Raw genomic sequence first — 14,777 nt, 5'->3', positions numbered from 1 at the left:
GACCACTCTACGACGCAGGAGACGAGCTCGCGGTTCCCTTCACCCGTCCTTGAAAAGACCGTCGGCGACGTAGCGCGAAACGGTGGCGAGACGCCGCCCTTGCAGACGGAGGGCGTCCAGGGCCAGTTCGTCGGGTTCGGCGGATTTGCGCGAGACGAACGAACCACCGTACGGATTGCCCGATTCGAGCAACCGCGGATCGGTGTAGCCGAGGGGCAGGACGATGGCGCCCCAGTGATAGAAGATGTTGTTCGTCGCCAGCACGGTCGCTTCGAGCCCGCCGTGCGCGGTGGAGGCGGTGGTGAACGACGTCGCGACCTTGTTCACCAGCTTTCCCTTGGCCCACAGGCCGCCGGTGCTGTCCAAAAAGGACTTGAGCTGGGCGGCCGGGCCGCCGAACCTGGTCGGGCTCCCGGCCGCGAACCCGTCGGCCCACTCCAGGTCCTCCAGCGTCGCCGTCTCGTGGTGCGGCCCCGCGTCCACCCACGCCTGCCAGCGCGGATTGCTCGCCACCGCACCGGGCGGGGCGGTTTCGGGAACCGTGCGGACGCGGACGTCGGCTTCGGCCTCACGGGCACCGTCGGCCAGCGCCGACGCCAGTTTCGCGGTGTTGCCGGTCGCGCTGTAGTAGACGACGAGGATGCGGGTGCTCACGTCCGCCGACCTTAGGCGAGCGTGAACACCCGTCTCAGGATCCGGACTCAGTACTTCTTCCAGGGGCTGACGGTGTCCGTCGGCCGCGTCGGGTCGTGGAAGCGCGGCTTGTCCAGTTCGTCGCGGCGCAGCGGGACCAGGCCGTCGGTGATCGCCTGCATGATCTTGGCGTGCGCGCGGACTCCGGCGCCCGGCCGTTCCGGCTCGATCTCCGACAGATCCACCGGATCGCCGAAGTGCACCTTGAACCGCGGCCGCCGCATGGGTGCGCTCAGCCCGGACTTCGCGAGCGGCACGAGGTCGGCGGGGCCGTTGACGGTCTCCGTGCCCCAGTACACGGCTTCGTGCGCGCCCCACTGGCTGATCGGGATCACCGGCACCCCGGCGGCCAGCGCGAGCCGCGCCGCGCCGGTCTTGCCGCGCTCCGGCCACAGGCCGGGGTCGTGGCTGATCCGGCCCTCGGGGTAGACGATCAGCGGGTCACGGGTGGTCCGCAGCGCCTCGGTGGCCTCGGCGAACTGGCCGATGGCCGTCGACGCCTGTTTGCGGTCGACCCGCAGATGGCCGCTGACCCGCAGCGCCGGGCCGATGACCGGCGCGTCGAGGATGCCGCCCGCCAGCATGAACCGCGGGTTGATGCCGATCCGTTTGCAGGCCGCCATCAGCACGAACGCGTCGAACACGCCGATGTGGTTGGCCGTCATGAGCAAGGGCTTACGGCGCAGTTCGGCCGGAACACCGCCGGTCACGGTGAGTTTGCCGACGAAGTTGACCAGCCCCCGGTCGATGTTCAGCATCGTGCGCCAGATGGCCGGGGCGCGGCGAGCCGAATTCTCATCCTGATGCAGCGCGAACATGGGGCAGAGCATGTCATGAACCGCTTTTCACCCGGATGGCCGCTCAAGCTGTGACCTGAGACGAATGTTCCGGATGTGCTCCGAGTGGCAGCCGGGACTGGAGGGTCGAGGCGGTTACCGTGGAGACATGGCTAGCGGGTCGACGACCAGGAAACGGAGTACGGCGCGAAGCGGCGGCAGCAAGGGGCCGGCGCGAAAGCCGCGTATCCCGGCGAAGCCCAGGTCAACGGCTGCGAGGAAGCCCGCTTCACGGCGTCCGGCGCCGCGGAAGAAGTCGTCCGGCACGTTCGCCAAGGGCGTGCGCGGTACCTGGAACCTGCTCGCGAAGGGTCTCGGCACCCTCGCGCGGACGGTCGGCCGCGGCCGCGAACTCGAACCCGAGCACCGTCGCGACGGTCTCGCGCTGGGGCTCATCGCGCTGGCGCTGGTGATCGCGTTCGGCGTCTGGTGGCGGGCCGCGGGCCCGATCGGCGGCTGGGTGGAGGTCGGCACGCGCTCTCTGCTGGGCGCCGGTGCCGTGACGCTCCCGCTGGTGCTGACCGTGGTCGCCGTCGCGCTGATGCGGTCGGAACCGATGCCGGAGGCCCGGCCGCGGATGGTCATCGGCACCCTGCTGGTGGTCCTGGCGGTACTCGGCCTGCTGCACATCTTCACCGCGCTGCCCGAGACCAACGACGGCCGGATGTACGCCGGCGGGGTGATCGGCGCGTTCTCCGGCGGCCTGCTGACCATGGGCGTCACCACGTGGGTCGCGGTGCCGCTGCTGGTGCTGGCGCTGCTGTTCGGCACGCTCGTGTTCACCGGGACCCCGGTCCGGGAGATCCCGCACCGCCTGCGGAACTGGGGCCTCGACCCCGAAGAGATCGAAGAGGCCGAGGCCGAACGCAAGGCCATCCACGAGGAACGCGACGCCGTCACCGAAGCCGATCCGAAGTCGGTCCGCCTGCGGAAGCCGTCGCGCCGCCGTCAGGCTTCGGCCGACCACGAGGGCGAGCAGCTCGACATCGAGGCCGCGCTGGCCGAAGCGCCGACGCCGCTGCGCCCGCCGAAGCCTGCTCCCAAGCCTGTCGAAGAGAAGAAGCCGAAGAAGGCCGAGGCGCCGCTGGCGGTCACGAGGACCGTCGAAGGCGACTACAAGCTCCCGCCGCCGGATCTGCTGAAGCTCGGCGACGCGCCGAAGTCCCGCAGCAAGGCCAACGACGCGATGATCGAGGCGATCACCGGCGTGCTGGAGCAGTTCAACGTCGACGCGCAGGTCACCGGCTTCACGCGGGGCCCGACGGTCACCCGGTACGAGGTCGAACTCGGTCCCGGCGTGAAGGTCGAGAAGATCACCGCGCTGACCAAGAACATCGCCTACGCCGTGGCGACCGACAACGTCCGGCTGCTGGCGCCGATCCCCGGCAAATCCGCGGTCGGCATCGAGGTGCCGAACTCCGACCGCGAAATGGTGCGCCTCGGTGACGTGCTGCGCGCGCCGTCGACGGTCAAGGACAACCACCCGATGGTCATCGGGCTCGGCAAGGACATCGAGGGCCATTTCGTCACCGCGAACCTGACGAAGATGCCGCACCTGCTGGTGGCGGGGTCCACCGGTTCCGGTAAGTCGAGCTTCGTGAACTCGATGCTGGTGTCGCTGCTCGCGCGGTCGACGCCGGACGAATGCCGGATGATCCTGATCGACCCGAAGATGGTCGAGCTGACCCCGTACGAGGGCATCCCGCACCTGATCACGCCCATCATCACCCAGCCGAAGAAGGCCGCCGCGGCGCTGGCCTGGCTGGTGGAGGAGATGGAGCAGCGCTACCAGGACATGCAGGTCAACAAGGTCCGGCACATCGACGACTACAACAAGAAGGTGCGTTCGGGCGAGATCACCGCGCCACCCGGCAGCGAGCGCGTCTACCAGCCGTACCCGTACATCATGGCGATCGTCGACGAGCTCGCCGACCTGATGATGACCGCGCCGCGCGACGTCGAGGACGCGATCGTCCGGATCACCCAGAAGGCGCGTGCCGCCGGTATCCACCTGGTGCTGGCGACCCAGCGCCCGTCGGTCGACGTCGTGACCGGCCTGATCAAGACGAACGTGCCGTCGCGGCTGGCGTTCGCGACCTCGTCGCTCACCGACTCGCGGGTCATCCTCGACCAGCCGGGCGCGGAGAAGCTCATCGGTATGGGTGACGCGCTGTACCTGCCGATGGGTGCCGGGAAACCGGTCCGCATCCAGGGCGCCTTCGTCGGCGACGAAGAGATCTCCGCGGTGGTGAACTTCGCCAAGGAGCAGGCGCAGCCGGACTACCAGGACGGCGTCACCGCGGCGAAGGCCGGCGAGAAGAAGGAAATCGACTCCGACATCGGCGACGACCTCGACGTCCTGCTGCAGGCCGCCGAGCTGATCGTCACCTCGCAGTTCGGCTCGACTTCGATGCTGCAGCGGAAGCTGCGGGTCGGCTTCGCCAAGGCCGGGCGCCTGATGGACCTGCTGGAAAGCCGCGGCGTCGTCGGCCCTTCGGAAGGCTCGAAGGCGCGGGACGTGCTGATCAAGCCGGAGGAGCTGGAGTCGGTGCTGTTCATGATCCGCGGTGGCGGGGACGCGAACGGCGGCGACGTCTCCGACGACTGACCGAGGCTTTCGAAGGACCGATGCAACGGACCGGAGCCTCCGCTACGTCCAGAGCACGTGGACCCCAAGAAGCTGCTCGTCGTCTTCTGCGCCCTGGTCGGCCTCGCCTGCGGAGCCGGTAGCTCCGCCGCGCGTGAACAACCCGCCGCGAGCGGGCCCCCGGCGGTCCAGCCCGCGCCGGTACAGCAGCCTGTTCGAGGCGCCGTCGAGCTGGGGGAGACCGTCGACCTCAAGGCCCGTGAAACGGCGGAGGTCGCGTCGAAGGACGTCAGTATCCGCTTCGCTCGCCTGGTGTCCGATTCCCGCTGCGCCGCGGGAATGGTCTGCGTCTGGGAAGGGGAGGCCGTGATCGAGCTGGCACTGGCCGAACCGGGACGCGGTGAGCGGACGACGGCGGCCCTCGCCTCCACCGGACGTGGTGGCGGGCAGTCCGTCGAGTTCGCCGCCTGCCGGGTGGACCTGGTCGCCGTGAGTTCGGGGGGCGACCAGGTCACCCTGCGGGTGTCCAAGGCTTAACGAGGGACGTTCACGTCCCTGCTGCCGGTGTGGTGGCGCCACGGGAACGCGCGTGATGTCCATCCAGTCACGCGTGTCGTCCACCGGATCACGCGTGTCGTCCATCCAAACACGCGAAACCATCACGACCACCTCACTGAAGCGCGTTGCCCCAGCCGTCGAGGTACGCGACTTCCGACAGCGGCACGCGCGACGCGGGCTTGAAGTCCGGCACGGTCGTGTAGGCGACCGGCAGCAGCCCGACCTGCGTGACCTCGGCGGGGATGCCGAGGATTCCGGCCGCCTCCGCCTCGTGGGTCAGGTGGTACGTCGTGAGCGTCGAGCCGAGGCCGCGCGACCGCAGCGCCAGCTGGAAGTTCCACACCGCCGGGAAGATCCCGCCGTAGAACGCGGCGTCGGCCGCGTTGTCCCCGCTGGGCCTGCCGGTCAGGCACGGGATGACGAACACGGGCACGCGGTCGATCACGTCGATCAGATGCTGCCCCGACGCGAACGCCCGCGCCACCGAGGGCTCGGTGATCGCTTCGCCCAGGGCGGCCGCGTTCGCCTCCAGATACGCCTTCCCGACCCGCCGGAACAGCTCGGAGAGCCGGTCCTTCACGCCCTGATCCCGCACCACGAGCCATCGCCACGCCTGCTGGTTGCCCGGCGTGGGCGCCTGCAGCGCGAGCCGCAGGCACTCCTCGATCACCTCGGGTTCCACCGGCCGGTCCAGATCGAGCTTGCGGCGGACCGCGCGCGTCGTGCTGAGCAGGTGGTCGGTGACCGAGGTGTCCATGAGCCGCCTTTCAGAGATGTTCCGCGAGGAAGCGGTCGATCAGCTCGCTGATCGGTTCGAGGTCCTCCTCCAGCGCGAAATGCCCGGTGTCGAAGAGGTGGACCTCCGCCGAGGGAACATCATTCCGGAACGCTTCGGCCCCCGCAGGGACGAAGAACGGGTCGTTGCGGCCCCATACGGCGAGTACGGGCGGCTGGGCTTCGCGCAGCCACGCCTGGAACCGCGGGTACGCGGGCGGGTTGTTCCGGTAGTCCCAGAGCAGGTCCAGCATCGCCTCCGCCCGGCCGGGCAGGCCGAGGAAGTACTGGTCCAGCAGGTGGTTCGCGGGATCGATGGTCTCCGGATCGCGGGCGCCGCCGTACTGGAACCGGATCTGCTCCGGTTCGAGGATCGCCTCGAACCCGCGCCGCGCCTCGGTTTCGTCGGTCAGGGAAGGGAAGTCCGGCATCGCCGGGCCGAGCCCTTCGACGTAGGCGTTGCCGTTCTGCGTGATGAGCGCCGTCACCTGGGACGGGCGCGACACGGCCAGCCGGAGGCCGGTCGGGGCACCGAAATCGAAGATGTAGAGCGCGTAGCGGCGCAGTTCCAGCGCGTCCACGAACTCGCCGACCACTTCCGCGAGCCGGTCGAAGGTGAACGTGAAGCCCTCGGGGGTGACGGTCTGCCCGAAGCCGGGCAGATCCGGCGCGATGAGCCGCCACCGGCCGGCGAGGCGGCGCATCAGCCGCACGAACTGGTGTGACGACGTCGGGAAGCCGTGCAGCAGGAGCAACACGGGTGCCTGGGGGTCGCCTGCTTCGCGGTAGAAGACCTCGACGTCGCCGAGTTTGACGGAACGGTGCCGGATGGTCGCCATGAACACTCCCTAATGGGTAAAACTGTCTCGAACCATTAGTACCTGATAGTGTCAAGGCATGCTCGATCTCGACTCGCTTCCCGGTGACGATCTCGCGGTGAACCTCGCCGACACCGTGATGCTGGCCGTCTCCCCGCCAGTCGACCTGCTCGACGACGGTGACGCGAAGTTCTGGGCGGCTCAAGCTTTGCCCGAAGGTGCCCGGCCGCCGTCTGCCGAGCAGACGAAGCGGTTGCGATCAGCGGTGCGTGAACTGCTGGAGGCGACAGTGGCCGCGCGGGAGCCCGAGGTGTGGGCGGTCGAGCGGGTCAACGCGGCCGCGGCCGCCGTGCCCACCAGCCCGCGGCTGACGGCCGAAGGCGCGGAGACGTCTTGGCACGGCGAGGACGGCGGCGAGATCGCGCTGGCCGCCGTCGCGGTCGCGGCGATCGACCTCGTGTCCGGGCCGCGTGCCGCTCGGCTGCGGCGATGCGGCGCGCACGACTGCTCGATGCTGTTCGTGGCGGCCAACAGCAGGCGGGTCTGGTGCACGCCGTCGCTGTGCGGCAACCGGGTCCGGGTCGCCCGGCACGCTGCGAAGGGCTGAGTGGTGTTCCCAATGTCGCATTGGGGACACTCAGCGTCTCCAATGCGACATTGGGAACGCAGGGCTAAAGCTCCAGCAGCATCCGGCTGTTGCCCAAGGTGTTGGGCTTCACGTACGGCAGGTCGAGGAACTCCGCGACGCCCGGGTCGGCCGAACGCCTCATCTCCTCGTACACCTCCTGGGTCACCGGGGTCCCGTCGATCTCGACGAACCCGTGACCGGCGAAGAAGTGGGTCTCGAAGGTCAGCACGAACAGCCGCTTCAGCCCGATCTCGCGGGCGAAGTCGATCAGCTGCGCCACCAGCGCGTGCCCGATGCCGCGACCGCGGGAATCCTTGTCGACGGCGATGGTGCGCAGTTCGGCGATGTCCTCCCACAGCACGTGCAGCGCGCCGCAGCCGAGCACGTCGTCGCCGTCTTCGACCACCCAGAACTCCTGGACGCTCTCGTAGAGGGTGACGAGTTCCTTCTCCAGCAGCACCGTCCCGGCGTCGGAATCGACCAGCGCCTTGATCTTGCGGACGTCCGCGATCCTTGCCCGGCGGACGGTGGGGCGGCGGTGCGAGAGAGGGTTTGAGGGCACGTCCACCATTAAGCCATCCCCGGCGCCCCGGCCGGTCGAGGGCTCGCCCGAGCGAGCGATCGCCGACCCCGCGAGCAGGCCAGCTACCCTAAGGCACGTGCCTTCTCCCACCACTGATCCTGTCGCCACCCGTCGCGTTTCCTTGTTGACCCTCGGTTGCGCCCGCAACGAGGTCGATTCCGAGGAACTCGCCGGACGGCTGGCGGCGGGCGGCTGGGAGCTCGCCGCCGAGCCCGAGGACTCCGACGTCGTGGTCGTCAACACCTGCGGTTTCGTCGAGTCCGCCAAGAAGGACTCGGTCGACACGCTGCTCGCGGCGTCCGACACCGGCAAGAAGGTCGTCGCGGTCGGCTGTATGGCCGAGCGCTACGGCAACGAGCTGGCCGAGAGCCTGCCCGAGGCCGACGCGGTCCTGGGTTTCGACCACTACGCGGACCTCGCCGAGCGTCTCGACGACGTCGTGGCCGGCCGCAAGGTCGAGTCCCACACCCCGTCCGACCGCCGCAAGCTGCTGCCGATCAGCCCGGTCCAGCGCCCGACCGCCGCCGAGTCGGTCGAGGTGCCCGGGCACGCGCAGCACGGCTGGGGCCCGCGCGTACTGCGGACGAGGCTCGACACCTCCCCGGTGGCCGCGCTGAAGATCGCCTCCGGCTGTGACCGCCGCTGCTCGTTTTGCGCGATCCCGTCGTTCCGCGGGTCCTTCGTGTCCCGGCAGCCGGACGAGATCGTCGCCGAGGCGATGTGGCTCGCGGAGAACGGCGTCAAGGAGGTCTTCCTCGTCTCGGAGAACTCCACCTCCTACGGCAAGGACTTCGGCCGCGACGGCGCCCGCGCGCTGGAACTGCTGGTCCCGCGCCTGGCCGCGGTGCCGGGGATCGAACGCGTCCGCGTGTCCTACCTGCAGCCCGCCGAGACGCGTCCCGGCCTGGTCAAGGCCATCGCGACCACTCCGGGCGTCGCCGACTACTTCGACCTCTCCTTCCAGCACTCCAGCGAGACCGTGCTGCGCCGCATGCGCCGCTTCGGCTCCACGGACTCCTTCCTCGCGCTGTGCGACCAGATCCGGGAGCACTCGCCCAACGCGGGCATCCGCACGAACGTCATCGTCGGTTTCCCCGGCGAGACCGAAGAGGACCTCGCCGAGCTGGAGCGCTTCCTGACCGGCGCGCGGCTGGACGCGGTGGGCGTCTTCGGGTACTCGGACGAGGACGGCACCGAGGCCGAGACCTTCGACGGCAAACTCGACGAGTCCGTGGTGGCCGAGCGGGTCGCGCGGATCTCCGCGCTGGTCGAGGAGCTGACGTCGCAGCGGGCCGAGGACCGGATCGGCGACTTCGTCGACGTCCTGATCGAGCAGGCCGAGGACGGCGAGGACCCGATCGGCCGCGCCGCGCACCAGGCGCCCGAGGTCGACGGCGAATGCGTCCTGATCGAGACGGAAGACCTGCCTCCGCTGGCGGTGGGTGACTTCGTGCGCTGCGAGGTCGTCGACTCCGAGGGCGTCGACCTGATCGTGCGGCCCGCGCCGCCCGAGGCCGACCGGTGAATGCCGCCCCGAGCGACGCCGGGGCCGGTGAGGGGACGGGCGGTGAGCACGCCAGGGTCCCCGAGGCCACCCCGGTCCCGACCCTGAACCTGGCGAACCTGCTCACGATGTCGCGGCTGGTGCTGGTGCCGCTGTTCGTGCTGGCGCTGTTCACCGGCGACGGGACGGACACCTTCTGGCGCGCGATCGCCACCGCGCTGTTCGCGATCGCGTCGTTCACCGACCAGGTCGACGGCTGGGTCGCGCGCAAATACGGGCTGATCACCGACTTCGGCAAGATCGCCGACCCGATCGCGGACAAGGCGCTGATCGGCGCCGCGCTGATCGGGCTGAGCGTGCTCGGCGAACTGGGCTGGTGGGTCACCATCGTCATCGCGATCCGCGAGATCGGCGTGACGCTGCTGCGGTTCTGGGTGATCCGGCACGGCGTCATCCCGGCCAGCCGGGGCGGCAAGGCCAAGACCCTCGCACAGATCGCGGCCATCACCGCGTATCTGCTGCCCCTGCCCGCCTCCGCCGAGCCGGTGCGCTGGGTGCTGATGGGGCTCGCGCTCGTGCTGACCGTCGTGACCGGGCTCGACTACGTCGTGCGCGCGGTCCGGCTTCGTGCCGCCGGAAGGCGTGCCGCGGGCTTATGACAGGCACAGCCGCGCGCAGCGCGTCCGCTGAGGGTGGCGGCGGGGGCATGGATGGAACCTGAGACCTTGATCACTCACCTGATCGAGCGTGGGGAGACGGTGGCGACGGCCGAGTCGCTGACCGCCGGACTGGTCTGCGCGACGTTGACCGAGGTCCCCGGATCGAGTGCCGCCGTCCGAGGCGGGCTGGTGGTCTACGCCACCGACCTCAAGGCGAAGCTGGCCGGGGTCGACGAAGACCTCCTTACCGCGTATGGCGCCGTACATCCCGAGGTCGCGGCGCAGTTGGCCGTCGGCGCGAGAGACCGGTGCGGTGCCACTTGGGGGCTCGGCCTGACCGGTGTCGCGGGTCCGGACGGACAGGACGGCGTCGAGCCGGGCACCGTCCACGTCGGCCTCGCGGGCCCGGGGGTGCTCACCGTCTGCACGCTGGACTTACGCGGTGATCGAGCCTCGGTCAGGGCCGGTGCGGTCTCGGGCGCGTTCGCCCTGCTGGGGGAACAACTCGCATGATCGCCGCGTTCGCCCTTGGCGTATTGCCGTGTCAACACCTGCGCCCAGGGCACCGCTCTGGGTAACGTAGGGGGTAGTCAGTCCTGGAAGGGAGGCGCGTGATGACCGTGCTGTTGCGCGAGGCGATCGGCGACCGGCTCCGACACGCCCGCACGAACCAGCGTCGAACGCTGCGGGACATCTCCCGCGCCGCCAGGGTGAGCCTCGGTTACCTGTCCGAGGTCGAGCGCGGGCAGAAGGAGGCGTCCAGCGAGCTGCTGGCGTCCATTTGCGAGGCCCTGGACCTTCCGCTGGGCGAACTCCTGCACAAGGTCGCGGCGGACGTCTCGGCGATGGACAACGTCGAGGTCGCCCCGGTGGACGAGAAGGTCGAAGCGGGCAAGCGGCGCGCTCCGGAGCGGGAAGGCGCCGAAGCGGGCCTCGAAGGTGGCCGTCTGGTGTCCGAGCTGATCGGCAACGACCTGGCCGACCTGCGGATCTCGCCGCCGCCGCGGATGAGCCCCGCACTGCGGACGACGATCTCCGCACCGAAGATGGTCGCCGCCTAGCGACGCTGTGAACGGCAAAGGCCCCAGGCAGTCAGCCTGGGGCCTTTGCCGTCAGTTCGCGGCGTCGTCGAACGTGCCCGCCTGGTAGGAGCCGCCCTTGGTGTGCGTGATGACCAGCAGCCGGTTGGCGGCGTTGATCATCGCGACCAGGTAGATCAGCGCGGCGATCTGGTCGTCGTCGTAGTGTTTCCGCACCCGGTCCCAGGTTTCGTCGGAGACACCCTGATGCGCGTCGGCGAGCCTGCTGCCTTCCTCGGCGAGGACCAGCGCGGCCCGCTCGGCCTCGGTGAACACCGTGGACACGCGCCAGGCGGCGACCAGGTTGACGCGGACCGCGGGTTCGCCGGCGGCGGCCAGGTCCTTGGCGTGGGCGTCGACGCAGAAACCGCAGCCGTTGAGCTGGCTGGCCCGCAGGGACACCAGCTCCTGGGTGACCTTCGGCAGGGGCGAACCCTTGATGGCCACACTGACGTTGGCGAAACGCTTGCCGAGCTTGGCGCCGAGCTCGTTGTCGTTCAGAGCGAAACGGGAATCCATGGTCTCGTCCTCTTCGTGGTCGTGTGCTGAACCGGACGACCACCAGACGCCGGTGACCCACGTTCGCTGACAGCACCCGACCGTGACGCGCGCCACGGCCTCGACGTGTCAGGAATCGAGGGGACTCGGCGTCTGGTGGGGACACCGTCGCCGAGAACAGGAGCCGTCCATGTCCGGCACCGCCACTGAGGCGTTCGTCGCCCACCGGAACCTGCCGTTCACGGTCGCCTACGAGATGCTCGGCTCGGCCGCCGACGCCGAAGACGTCCTGCAGGAGACGTGGCTGCGCTGGTCCGGGGTCGACCTCGGCACCGTGGAGAACCCGCGGGCGTACCTGGTCCGCATCGCCACCAGGCAGGCGCTCGGGAGGCTGCGCACGCTCGGCCGCCGCAAAGAGTCCTACGTCGGTCCGTGGCTGCCCGAACCCCTGCTGACCAGCCCCGACGTGGCCGACGACGTCGAACTGGCCGACAGCGTCTCGATGGCCATGTTGCTGGTGCTCGAGACCCTCACCCCGACCGAACGCGCGGTGTTCGTGCTGCGCGAGGTGTTCGACGTCCCCTACGGCGAGATCGCCGAAGCCGTCGGCAAGACCCCGGCCGCGGTCCACCAGATCGCCCACCGGGCGCGGGCGCACGTCGCCGCGCGGCGGCCGCGTGGCGCCGCGTCGCCCGGCGAGACCAAGGACGTGCTCGACGCGTTCCACCGCGCGGTCCGGACGGGTGACCTGCAAGGACTGCTCGACGTCCTCGCTCCGGACGTCGTCTTCCTCGGTGACGGGGGCGGTGTCGTGCGAGTTGTGCTGGAGCCCGTGGTCGGTGCCGCGCTGGTCGCGCCGCTGCTGGCGGCGAGCCGTCCGATCCGCGACGACCGGGCGACGATGCGTACCGCTCAGGTCAACGGCCATCCCGCGCTGATCCTCCGGCTCGGCGACGAGGTCGACACCGTCGTCGCGCTGCGGGTGGAGGACGGGCTCATCACCGGGCTCTACGCCGTGCGCAATCCCGAGAAGCTGTCACGCCTGGACGAGGAGACCGCGCTGCGCCGCTGACGGAGGGTCCACCCGAAAGGTCGTGGACATCACAGTCAGGGGGATCCCTGAATTCCGTCGGGGTCGCCTGGAACGCGGGACGCCGACCTGACACGATGGAACTCAACGCCGGGGTCGGGACGTTGCAACATCACAGAGGGGACGCCCCACCTCGAGGTAACAGCCCGTGGGATGCGAGAAGGCAGGCGGAGGAGATGGCCAACCCGTTCGTGAAGTTCTGGAAGTACATGATGGCGGCGTTCTCGTCGAAGATCGACGAGCACGCCGACCCGAAGGTACAGATCCAGCAGGCCATCGAGGAGGCGCAGCGCAACCACCAGGCGCTGACCCAGCAGGCCGCCTCGGTGATCGGTAACCAGCGTCAGCTGGAGATGAAGCTGAACCGCCAGCTCGGCGACGTGGAGAAGCTGCAGGCTTCGACCCGCCAGGCGCTGGTGCTCGCCGACGAGGCGCGTGCCAAGGGCGACGAGCAGAAGGCGACCGAGTTCGAGAACGCGGCGGAGAGCTTCGCCGCGCAGCTCGTCACCGCCGAGCAGAGCATCGAGGACCTCAAGACCCTGCACGACCAGTCGCTTCAGGCTGCGGAGCAGGCGAAGAAGGCCGTCGAGCGCAACGCGACCATGCTGCAGCAGAAGCTGGCCGAGCGCACCAAGCTGCTCTCGCAGCTGGAGCAGGCGAAGATGCAGGAGCAGGTCTCCGCCTCGCTGAACCAGATGAGCCAGCTGGCCGCGCCGGGCAACACCCCGTCACTGGAAGACGTTCGCGACAAGATCGAGAAGCGCTACACCACCGCGCTGGGCTCGGCCGAACTCGCACAGAACTCCGTCCAGGGCCGGATGATGGAGGTCCAGGCCTCCACGACGCAGCTCGCGGGGCACTCGCGGCTGGAGCAGATCCGCGCGTCCATGAAGGGTGATTCCGTCGCTCAGGTGACCGACGGCAAGACCGCCGCCGCACCGGCGAAGGGCTCGAGCTCCGCGGACATCCAGCGTGAGATCCAGGCACGGGTTCAGGCCGAACAGGGCAAGAACCCCGCCTGACACACCACCTAGAGCCGGTCCCGCACCCACGCGGGTGCGGGACCGGTCTCAGTTGAAGACAGGGGAGAGGGCATGGGCCAGGGCAGGCGCAAGGACTTCGGGGAGTTCACCGCCAAGCTTGAGAAGCACATCGAAAAGCTGCCCGACTACGCCCAGCGCGCGCAGGAGAAGCTGCAGCGCTACATCCCGCCCTCCGAGCAGGGATCTTCGCGGCCCGCCCGGCCGGCGCCGCCCAAGCCGCGCCCGCAGATGCCGCCGATGCCGGCCATGCCGAAGATCTCTCAGCAGCTGACGTCGATGGCCGCGGGGCAGATCCCGGTCGTCGCCGACGCGAAGGCCAAATGGGCGCGCTGGAACGAACCCGCCGCCAAACTGGAGCGCCGCAAGCGCCGGACTTCGCGAGCGCTGACGTTCTGGATCCTCCTCACCTTCCTTTGCGGACTGTTCGCCGTCGTCGCGGGCACCGGCTTGTTGAAGGACGGCCAGGCCGACGTCCTCCAGGCCATCGCGGGCGGCGCGTTCGCCATCATCTTCGGCACCTTCGGGGTCAAGTCGGGGCTGCGGCTGCGGACGCTGAACCGCACCGTGCTGCCCGCCGCGCCCGCCGCTCCGCCGCCGCTGCCTCCGGCACGGTCCGTGGCGCGGGAGCCGATGGAGCGTCTCGCCGAGAGCGAGGCTTCGCTGGCGGAGCTGCTTCGCCAGCTTTCGCAGCCGACGTCGCTCGGCACCATGCCGGTCTCGGAGATCGCCGTCGCGGACGCGCGCACCACCGCCACCGAGGCGGCGCAGGCCCTGCGCGCGCTGGCGGGCCGGATCCAGGCCATCGAACGCGGACGTGACGCGGCGCCCGAGCGGGAACGCGGCGCCCTGGACGCCGCCGTCAAACAACTGCGCGAGCAGCTCGACGACGGTCTCGACGGCTACGGAGGTCTCGTCGCGGCCGCCGGTCACACCGTCGCCGCGAGCTCGGACGGCATGACGTCGTCCAAGGAACAACTGTCCGACGCGACCGACAAGCTCGCCGGTCTCGCCATGGCGCTGCGCGAACTCTCCTGAACCCGCGACACGCGTGCTTGGAGACGTATCTCGCGTGCTTGAGCGCGTAACTCACGAGTTACGCCTTCAAGCACGTGAGTTACGAGTTCGATCACGCGAGTTACGCCGTCGGGTAGGCTCTGAGCAGGCGCTTTCCTGGACCATCGTCTCATTCGTCGTCGCTAATACTCCATTGCGTAACGACTCGCTCACTGTGTGATACCGAAACGCTCGCGTGACCCGAATCCGCTGGTGACGGCGACCCGCGATGCCTAACGTTTCTCACATGCACGCAGTGCTCTTCCCAGCTCGGGCCTGAACCCAGCCCGCGTGAGCGGGCGTCCCAGGGTGGCGGACCGGACACAGTGGATCTCGCGCAGTGGTCTTTCTCGTCCCCACCGAGGAAAGGACGC

Annotated in this window: 16 protein-coding genes; 10 read left to right on the top strand and 6 right to left on the bottom strand. The window is 69.5% G+C overall.

Annotated features, from left to right (window positions below):
- Nucleotides 1-39: 39 nt before the first annotated feature.
- Nucleotides 40-654: an NAD(P)H:quinone oxidoreductase gene (wrbA, locus tag CVV72_RS17975; RefSeq protein ID WP_034312147.1), complete on the bottom strand. Its 615-nt coding sequence runs from the start codon at nucleotides 652-654 to the stop codon at nucleotides 40-42.
- Nucleotides 655-701: 47 nt separating this feature from the next.
- Nucleotides 702-1,511, bottom strand: a complete 810-nt coding sequence (locus CVV72_RS17970; protein WP_219153460.1) for a 1-acyl-sn-glycerol-3-phosphate acyltransferase — start codon at nucleotides 1,509-1,511, stop codon at nucleotides 702-704.
- Nucleotides 1,512-1,638: 127 nt separating this feature from the next.
- Here CVV72_RS17970 and CVV72_RS17965 point away from each other — a divergent pair, with 127 nt between their 5' ends.
- Nucleotides 1,639-4,137, top strand: coding sequence for a DNA translocase FtsK (locus tag CVV72_RS17965; RefSeq protein ID WP_219153459.1), 2,499 nt, complete (start codon nucleotides 1,639-1,641; stop codon nucleotides 4,135-4,137).
- 57 nt (nucleotides 4,138-4,194) lie between these two features.
- Nucleotides 4,195-4,653, top strand: coding sequence for a hypothetical protein (locus tag CVV72_RS17960; protein WP_219153458.1), 459 nt, complete (start codon nucleotides 4,195-4,197; stop codon nucleotides 4,651-4,653).
- Nucleotides 4,654-4,786: 133 nt separating this feature from the next.
- On the opposite strand, the gene CVV72_RS17955 is transcribed toward CVV72_RS17960, so the two are convergent.
- Together CVV72_RS17955 and CVV72_RS17950 are read right to left on the bottom strand one after the other, a co-directional pair.
- On the bottom strand, nucleotides 4,787-5,431 hold the full coding sequence (locus CVV72_RS17955) for a nitroreductase family protein (RefSeq protein ID WP_219153457.1): 645 nt from the start codon (nucleotides 5,429-5,431) through the stop codon (nucleotides 4,787-4,789).
- A gap of 10 nt (nucleotides 5,432-5,441) precedes the next feature.
- Complete coding sequence (locus CVV72_RS17950) at nucleotides 5,442-6,287, bottom strand: alpha/beta fold hydrolase (RefSeq protein ID WP_219153456.1); 846 nt, start codon at nucleotides 6,285-6,287, stop codon at nucleotides 5,442-5,444.
- Between the two features lie 58 nt (nucleotides 6,288-6,345).
- Here CVV72_RS17950 and CVV72_RS17945 point away from each other — a divergent pair, with 58 nt between their 5' ends.
- Nucleotides 6,346-6,873, top strand: coding sequence for an ABATE domain-containing protein (locus CVV72_RS17945; protein ID WP_219153455.1), 528 nt, complete (start codon nucleotides 6,346-6,348; stop codon nucleotides 6,871-6,873).
- Nucleotides 6,874-6,937: 64 nt separating this feature from the next.
- Here the strand turns inward: CVV72_RS17945 and CVV72_RS17940 are convergent, their stop codons facing one another.
- Nucleotides 6,938-7,465 carry an amino-acid N-acetyltransferase gene (locus CVV72_RS17940; protein WP_219153454.1) on the bottom strand — a complete coding sequence of 176 codons (528 nt, stop codon included), beginning with the start codon at nucleotides 7,463-7,465 and terminating at the stop codon, nucleotides 6,938-6,940.
- A gap of 88 nt (nucleotides 7,466-7,553) precedes the next feature.
- On the opposite strand from CVV72_RS17940, the gene rimO reads away from it, so the two are divergent.
- The 4 genes from rimO to CVV72_RS17920 all read left to right on the top strand — a co-directional run bounded on the left by rimO (nucleotide 7,554) and on the right by CVV72_RS17920 (nucleotide 10,701).
- Nucleotides 7,554-9,002 (top strand): 30S ribosomal protein S12 methylthiotransferase RimO, encoded by a 1,449-nt coding sequence (rimO, locus tag CVV72_RS17935; RefSeq protein WP_034312129.1) that lies wholly within the window; start codon nucleotides 7,554-7,556, stop codon nucleotides 9,000-9,002.
- Nucleotides 8,999-9,640 (top strand): CDP-diacylglycerol--glycerol-3-phosphate 3-phosphatidyltransferase, encoded by a 642-nt coding sequence (gene pgsA / locus CVV72_RS17930; RefSeq protein ID WP_219153453.1) that lies wholly within the window; start codon nucleotides 8,999-9,001, stop codon nucleotides 9,638-9,640. The genes rimO and pgsA overlap by 4 nt, the downstream gene beginning before the upstream one ends.
- Nucleotides 9,641-9,691: 51 nt before the next feature.
- Nucleotides 9,692-10,153, top strand: a complete 462-nt coding sequence (locus tag CVV72_RS17925) for a CinA family protein (protein WP_219153452.1) — start codon at nucleotides 9,692-9,694, stop codon at nucleotides 10,151-10,153.
- A gap of 101 nt (nucleotides 10,154-10,254) precedes the next feature.
- The gene (locus CVV72_RS17920) at nucleotides 10,255-10,701 is read left to right on the top strand and encodes a helix-turn-helix domain-containing protein (RefSeq protein ID WP_199745438.1); all 447 of its coding nucleotides are present in this window, start codon (nucleotides 10,255-10,257) and stop codon (nucleotides 10,699-10,701) included.
- A gap of 51 nt (nucleotides 10,702-10,752) precedes the next feature.
- Here the strand turns inward: CVV72_RS17920 and CVV72_RS17915 are convergent, their stop codons facing one another.
- Complete coding sequence (locus CVV72_RS17915; RefSeq protein ID WP_219153451.1) at nucleotides 10,753-11,238, bottom strand: carboxymuconolactone decarboxylase family protein; 486 nt, start codon at nucleotides 11,236-11,238, stop codon at nucleotides 10,753-10,755.
- Nucleotides 11,239-11,407: 169 nt separating this feature from the next.
- On the opposite strand from CVV72_RS17915, the gene CVV72_RS17910 reads away from it, so the two are divergent.
- The 3 genes from CVV72_RS17910 (at nucleotide 11,408) to CVV72_RS17900 (ending at nucleotide 14,385) form a co-directional block, all read left to right on the top strand.
- A complete protein-coding gene (locus tag CVV72_RS17910) occupies nucleotides 11,408-12,289 on the top strand; it encodes an RNA polymerase sigma-70 factor (RefSeq protein ID WP_219153450.1) in 882 nt (293 codons plus the stop codon).
- A 194-nt stretch (nucleotides 12,290-12,483) separates the two neighbouring features.
- Nucleotides 12,484-13,329: a PspA/IM30 family protein gene (locus CVV72_RS17905; protein WP_126737591.1), complete on the top strand. Its 846-nt coding sequence runs from the start codon at nucleotides 12,484-12,486 to the stop codon at nucleotides 13,327-13,329.
- A 72-nt stretch (nucleotides 13,330-13,401) separates the two neighbouring features.
- A complete protein-coding gene (locus CVV72_RS17900; protein ID WP_219153449.1) occupies nucleotides 13,402-14,385 on the top strand; it encodes a hypothetical protein in 984 nt (327 codons plus the stop codon).
- Nucleotides 14,386-14,777: the final 392 nt, after the last annotated feature.

The sequence above is a fragment of the Amycolatopsis sp. TNS106 genome, from assembly GCF_019330265.1.
GTDB classification, from domain to species: domain Bacteria; phylum Actinomycetota; class Actinomycetes; order Mycobacteriales; family Pseudonocardiaceae; genus Amycolatopsis; species Amycolatopsis lurida.
Note: the sequence above shows the minus strand (reverse complement) of the source record. Positions and strands in the feature narration are given on the sequence as shown.

What these genes read in the sequence shown, in the direction of transcription:
- CVV72_RS17925 (WP_219153452.1), top strand. Translation starts at nt 9,692, where the DNA reads ATGGAACCTGAGACCTTGATCACTCACCTGATCGAGCGTGGGGAGACG.
- CVV72_RS17970 (WP_219153460.1), bottom strand. Translation starts at nt 1,511, where the DNA reads ATGTTCGCGCTGCATCAGGATGAGAATTCGGCTCGCCGCGCCCCGGCC.
- CVV72_RS17955 (WP_219153457.1), bottom strand. Translation starts at nt 5,431, where the DNA reads ATGGACACCTCGGTCACCGACCACCTGCTCAGCACGACGCGCGCGGTC.
- CVV72_RS17950 (WP_219153456.1), bottom strand. Translation starts at nt 6,287, where the DNA reads ATGGCGACCATCCGGCACCGTTCCGTCAAACTCGGCGACGTCGAGGTC.
- CVV72_RS17910 (WP_219153450.1), top strand. Translation starts at nt 11,408, where the DNA reads ATGTCCGGCACCGCCACTGAGGCGTTCGTCGCCCACCGGAACCTGCCG.
- CVV72_RS17905 (WP_126737591.1), top strand. Translation starts at nt 12,484, where the DNA reads ATGGCCAACCCGTTCGTGAAGTTCTGGAAGTACATGATGGCGGCGTTC.
- CVV72_RS17920 (WP_199745438.1), top strand. Translation starts at nt 10,255, where the DNA reads ATGACCGTGCTGTTGCGCGAGGCGATCGGCGACCGGCTCCGACACGCC.
- CVV72_RS17900 (WP_219153449.1), top strand. Translation starts at nt 13,402, where the DNA reads ATGGGCCAGGGCAGGCGCAAGGACTTCGGGGAGTTCACCGCCAAGCTT.
- CVV72_RS17945 (WP_219153455.1), top strand. Translation starts at nt 6,346, where the DNA reads ATGCTCGATCTCGACTCGCTTCCCGGTGACGATCTCGCGGTGAACCTC.
- CVV72_RS17940 (WP_219153454.1), bottom strand. Translation starts at nt 7,465, where the DNA reads ATGGTGGACGTGCCCTCAAACCCTCTCTCGCACCGCCGCCCCACCGTC.
- CVV72_RS17915 (WP_219153451.1), bottom strand. Translation starts at nt 11,238, where the DNA reads ATGGATTCCCGTTTCGCTCTGAACGACAACGAGCTCGGCGCCAAGCTC.
- CVV72_RS17965 (WP_219153459.1), top strand. Translation starts at nt 1,639, where the DNA reads ATGGCTAGCGGGTCGACGACCAGGAAACGGAGTACGGCGCGAAGCGGC.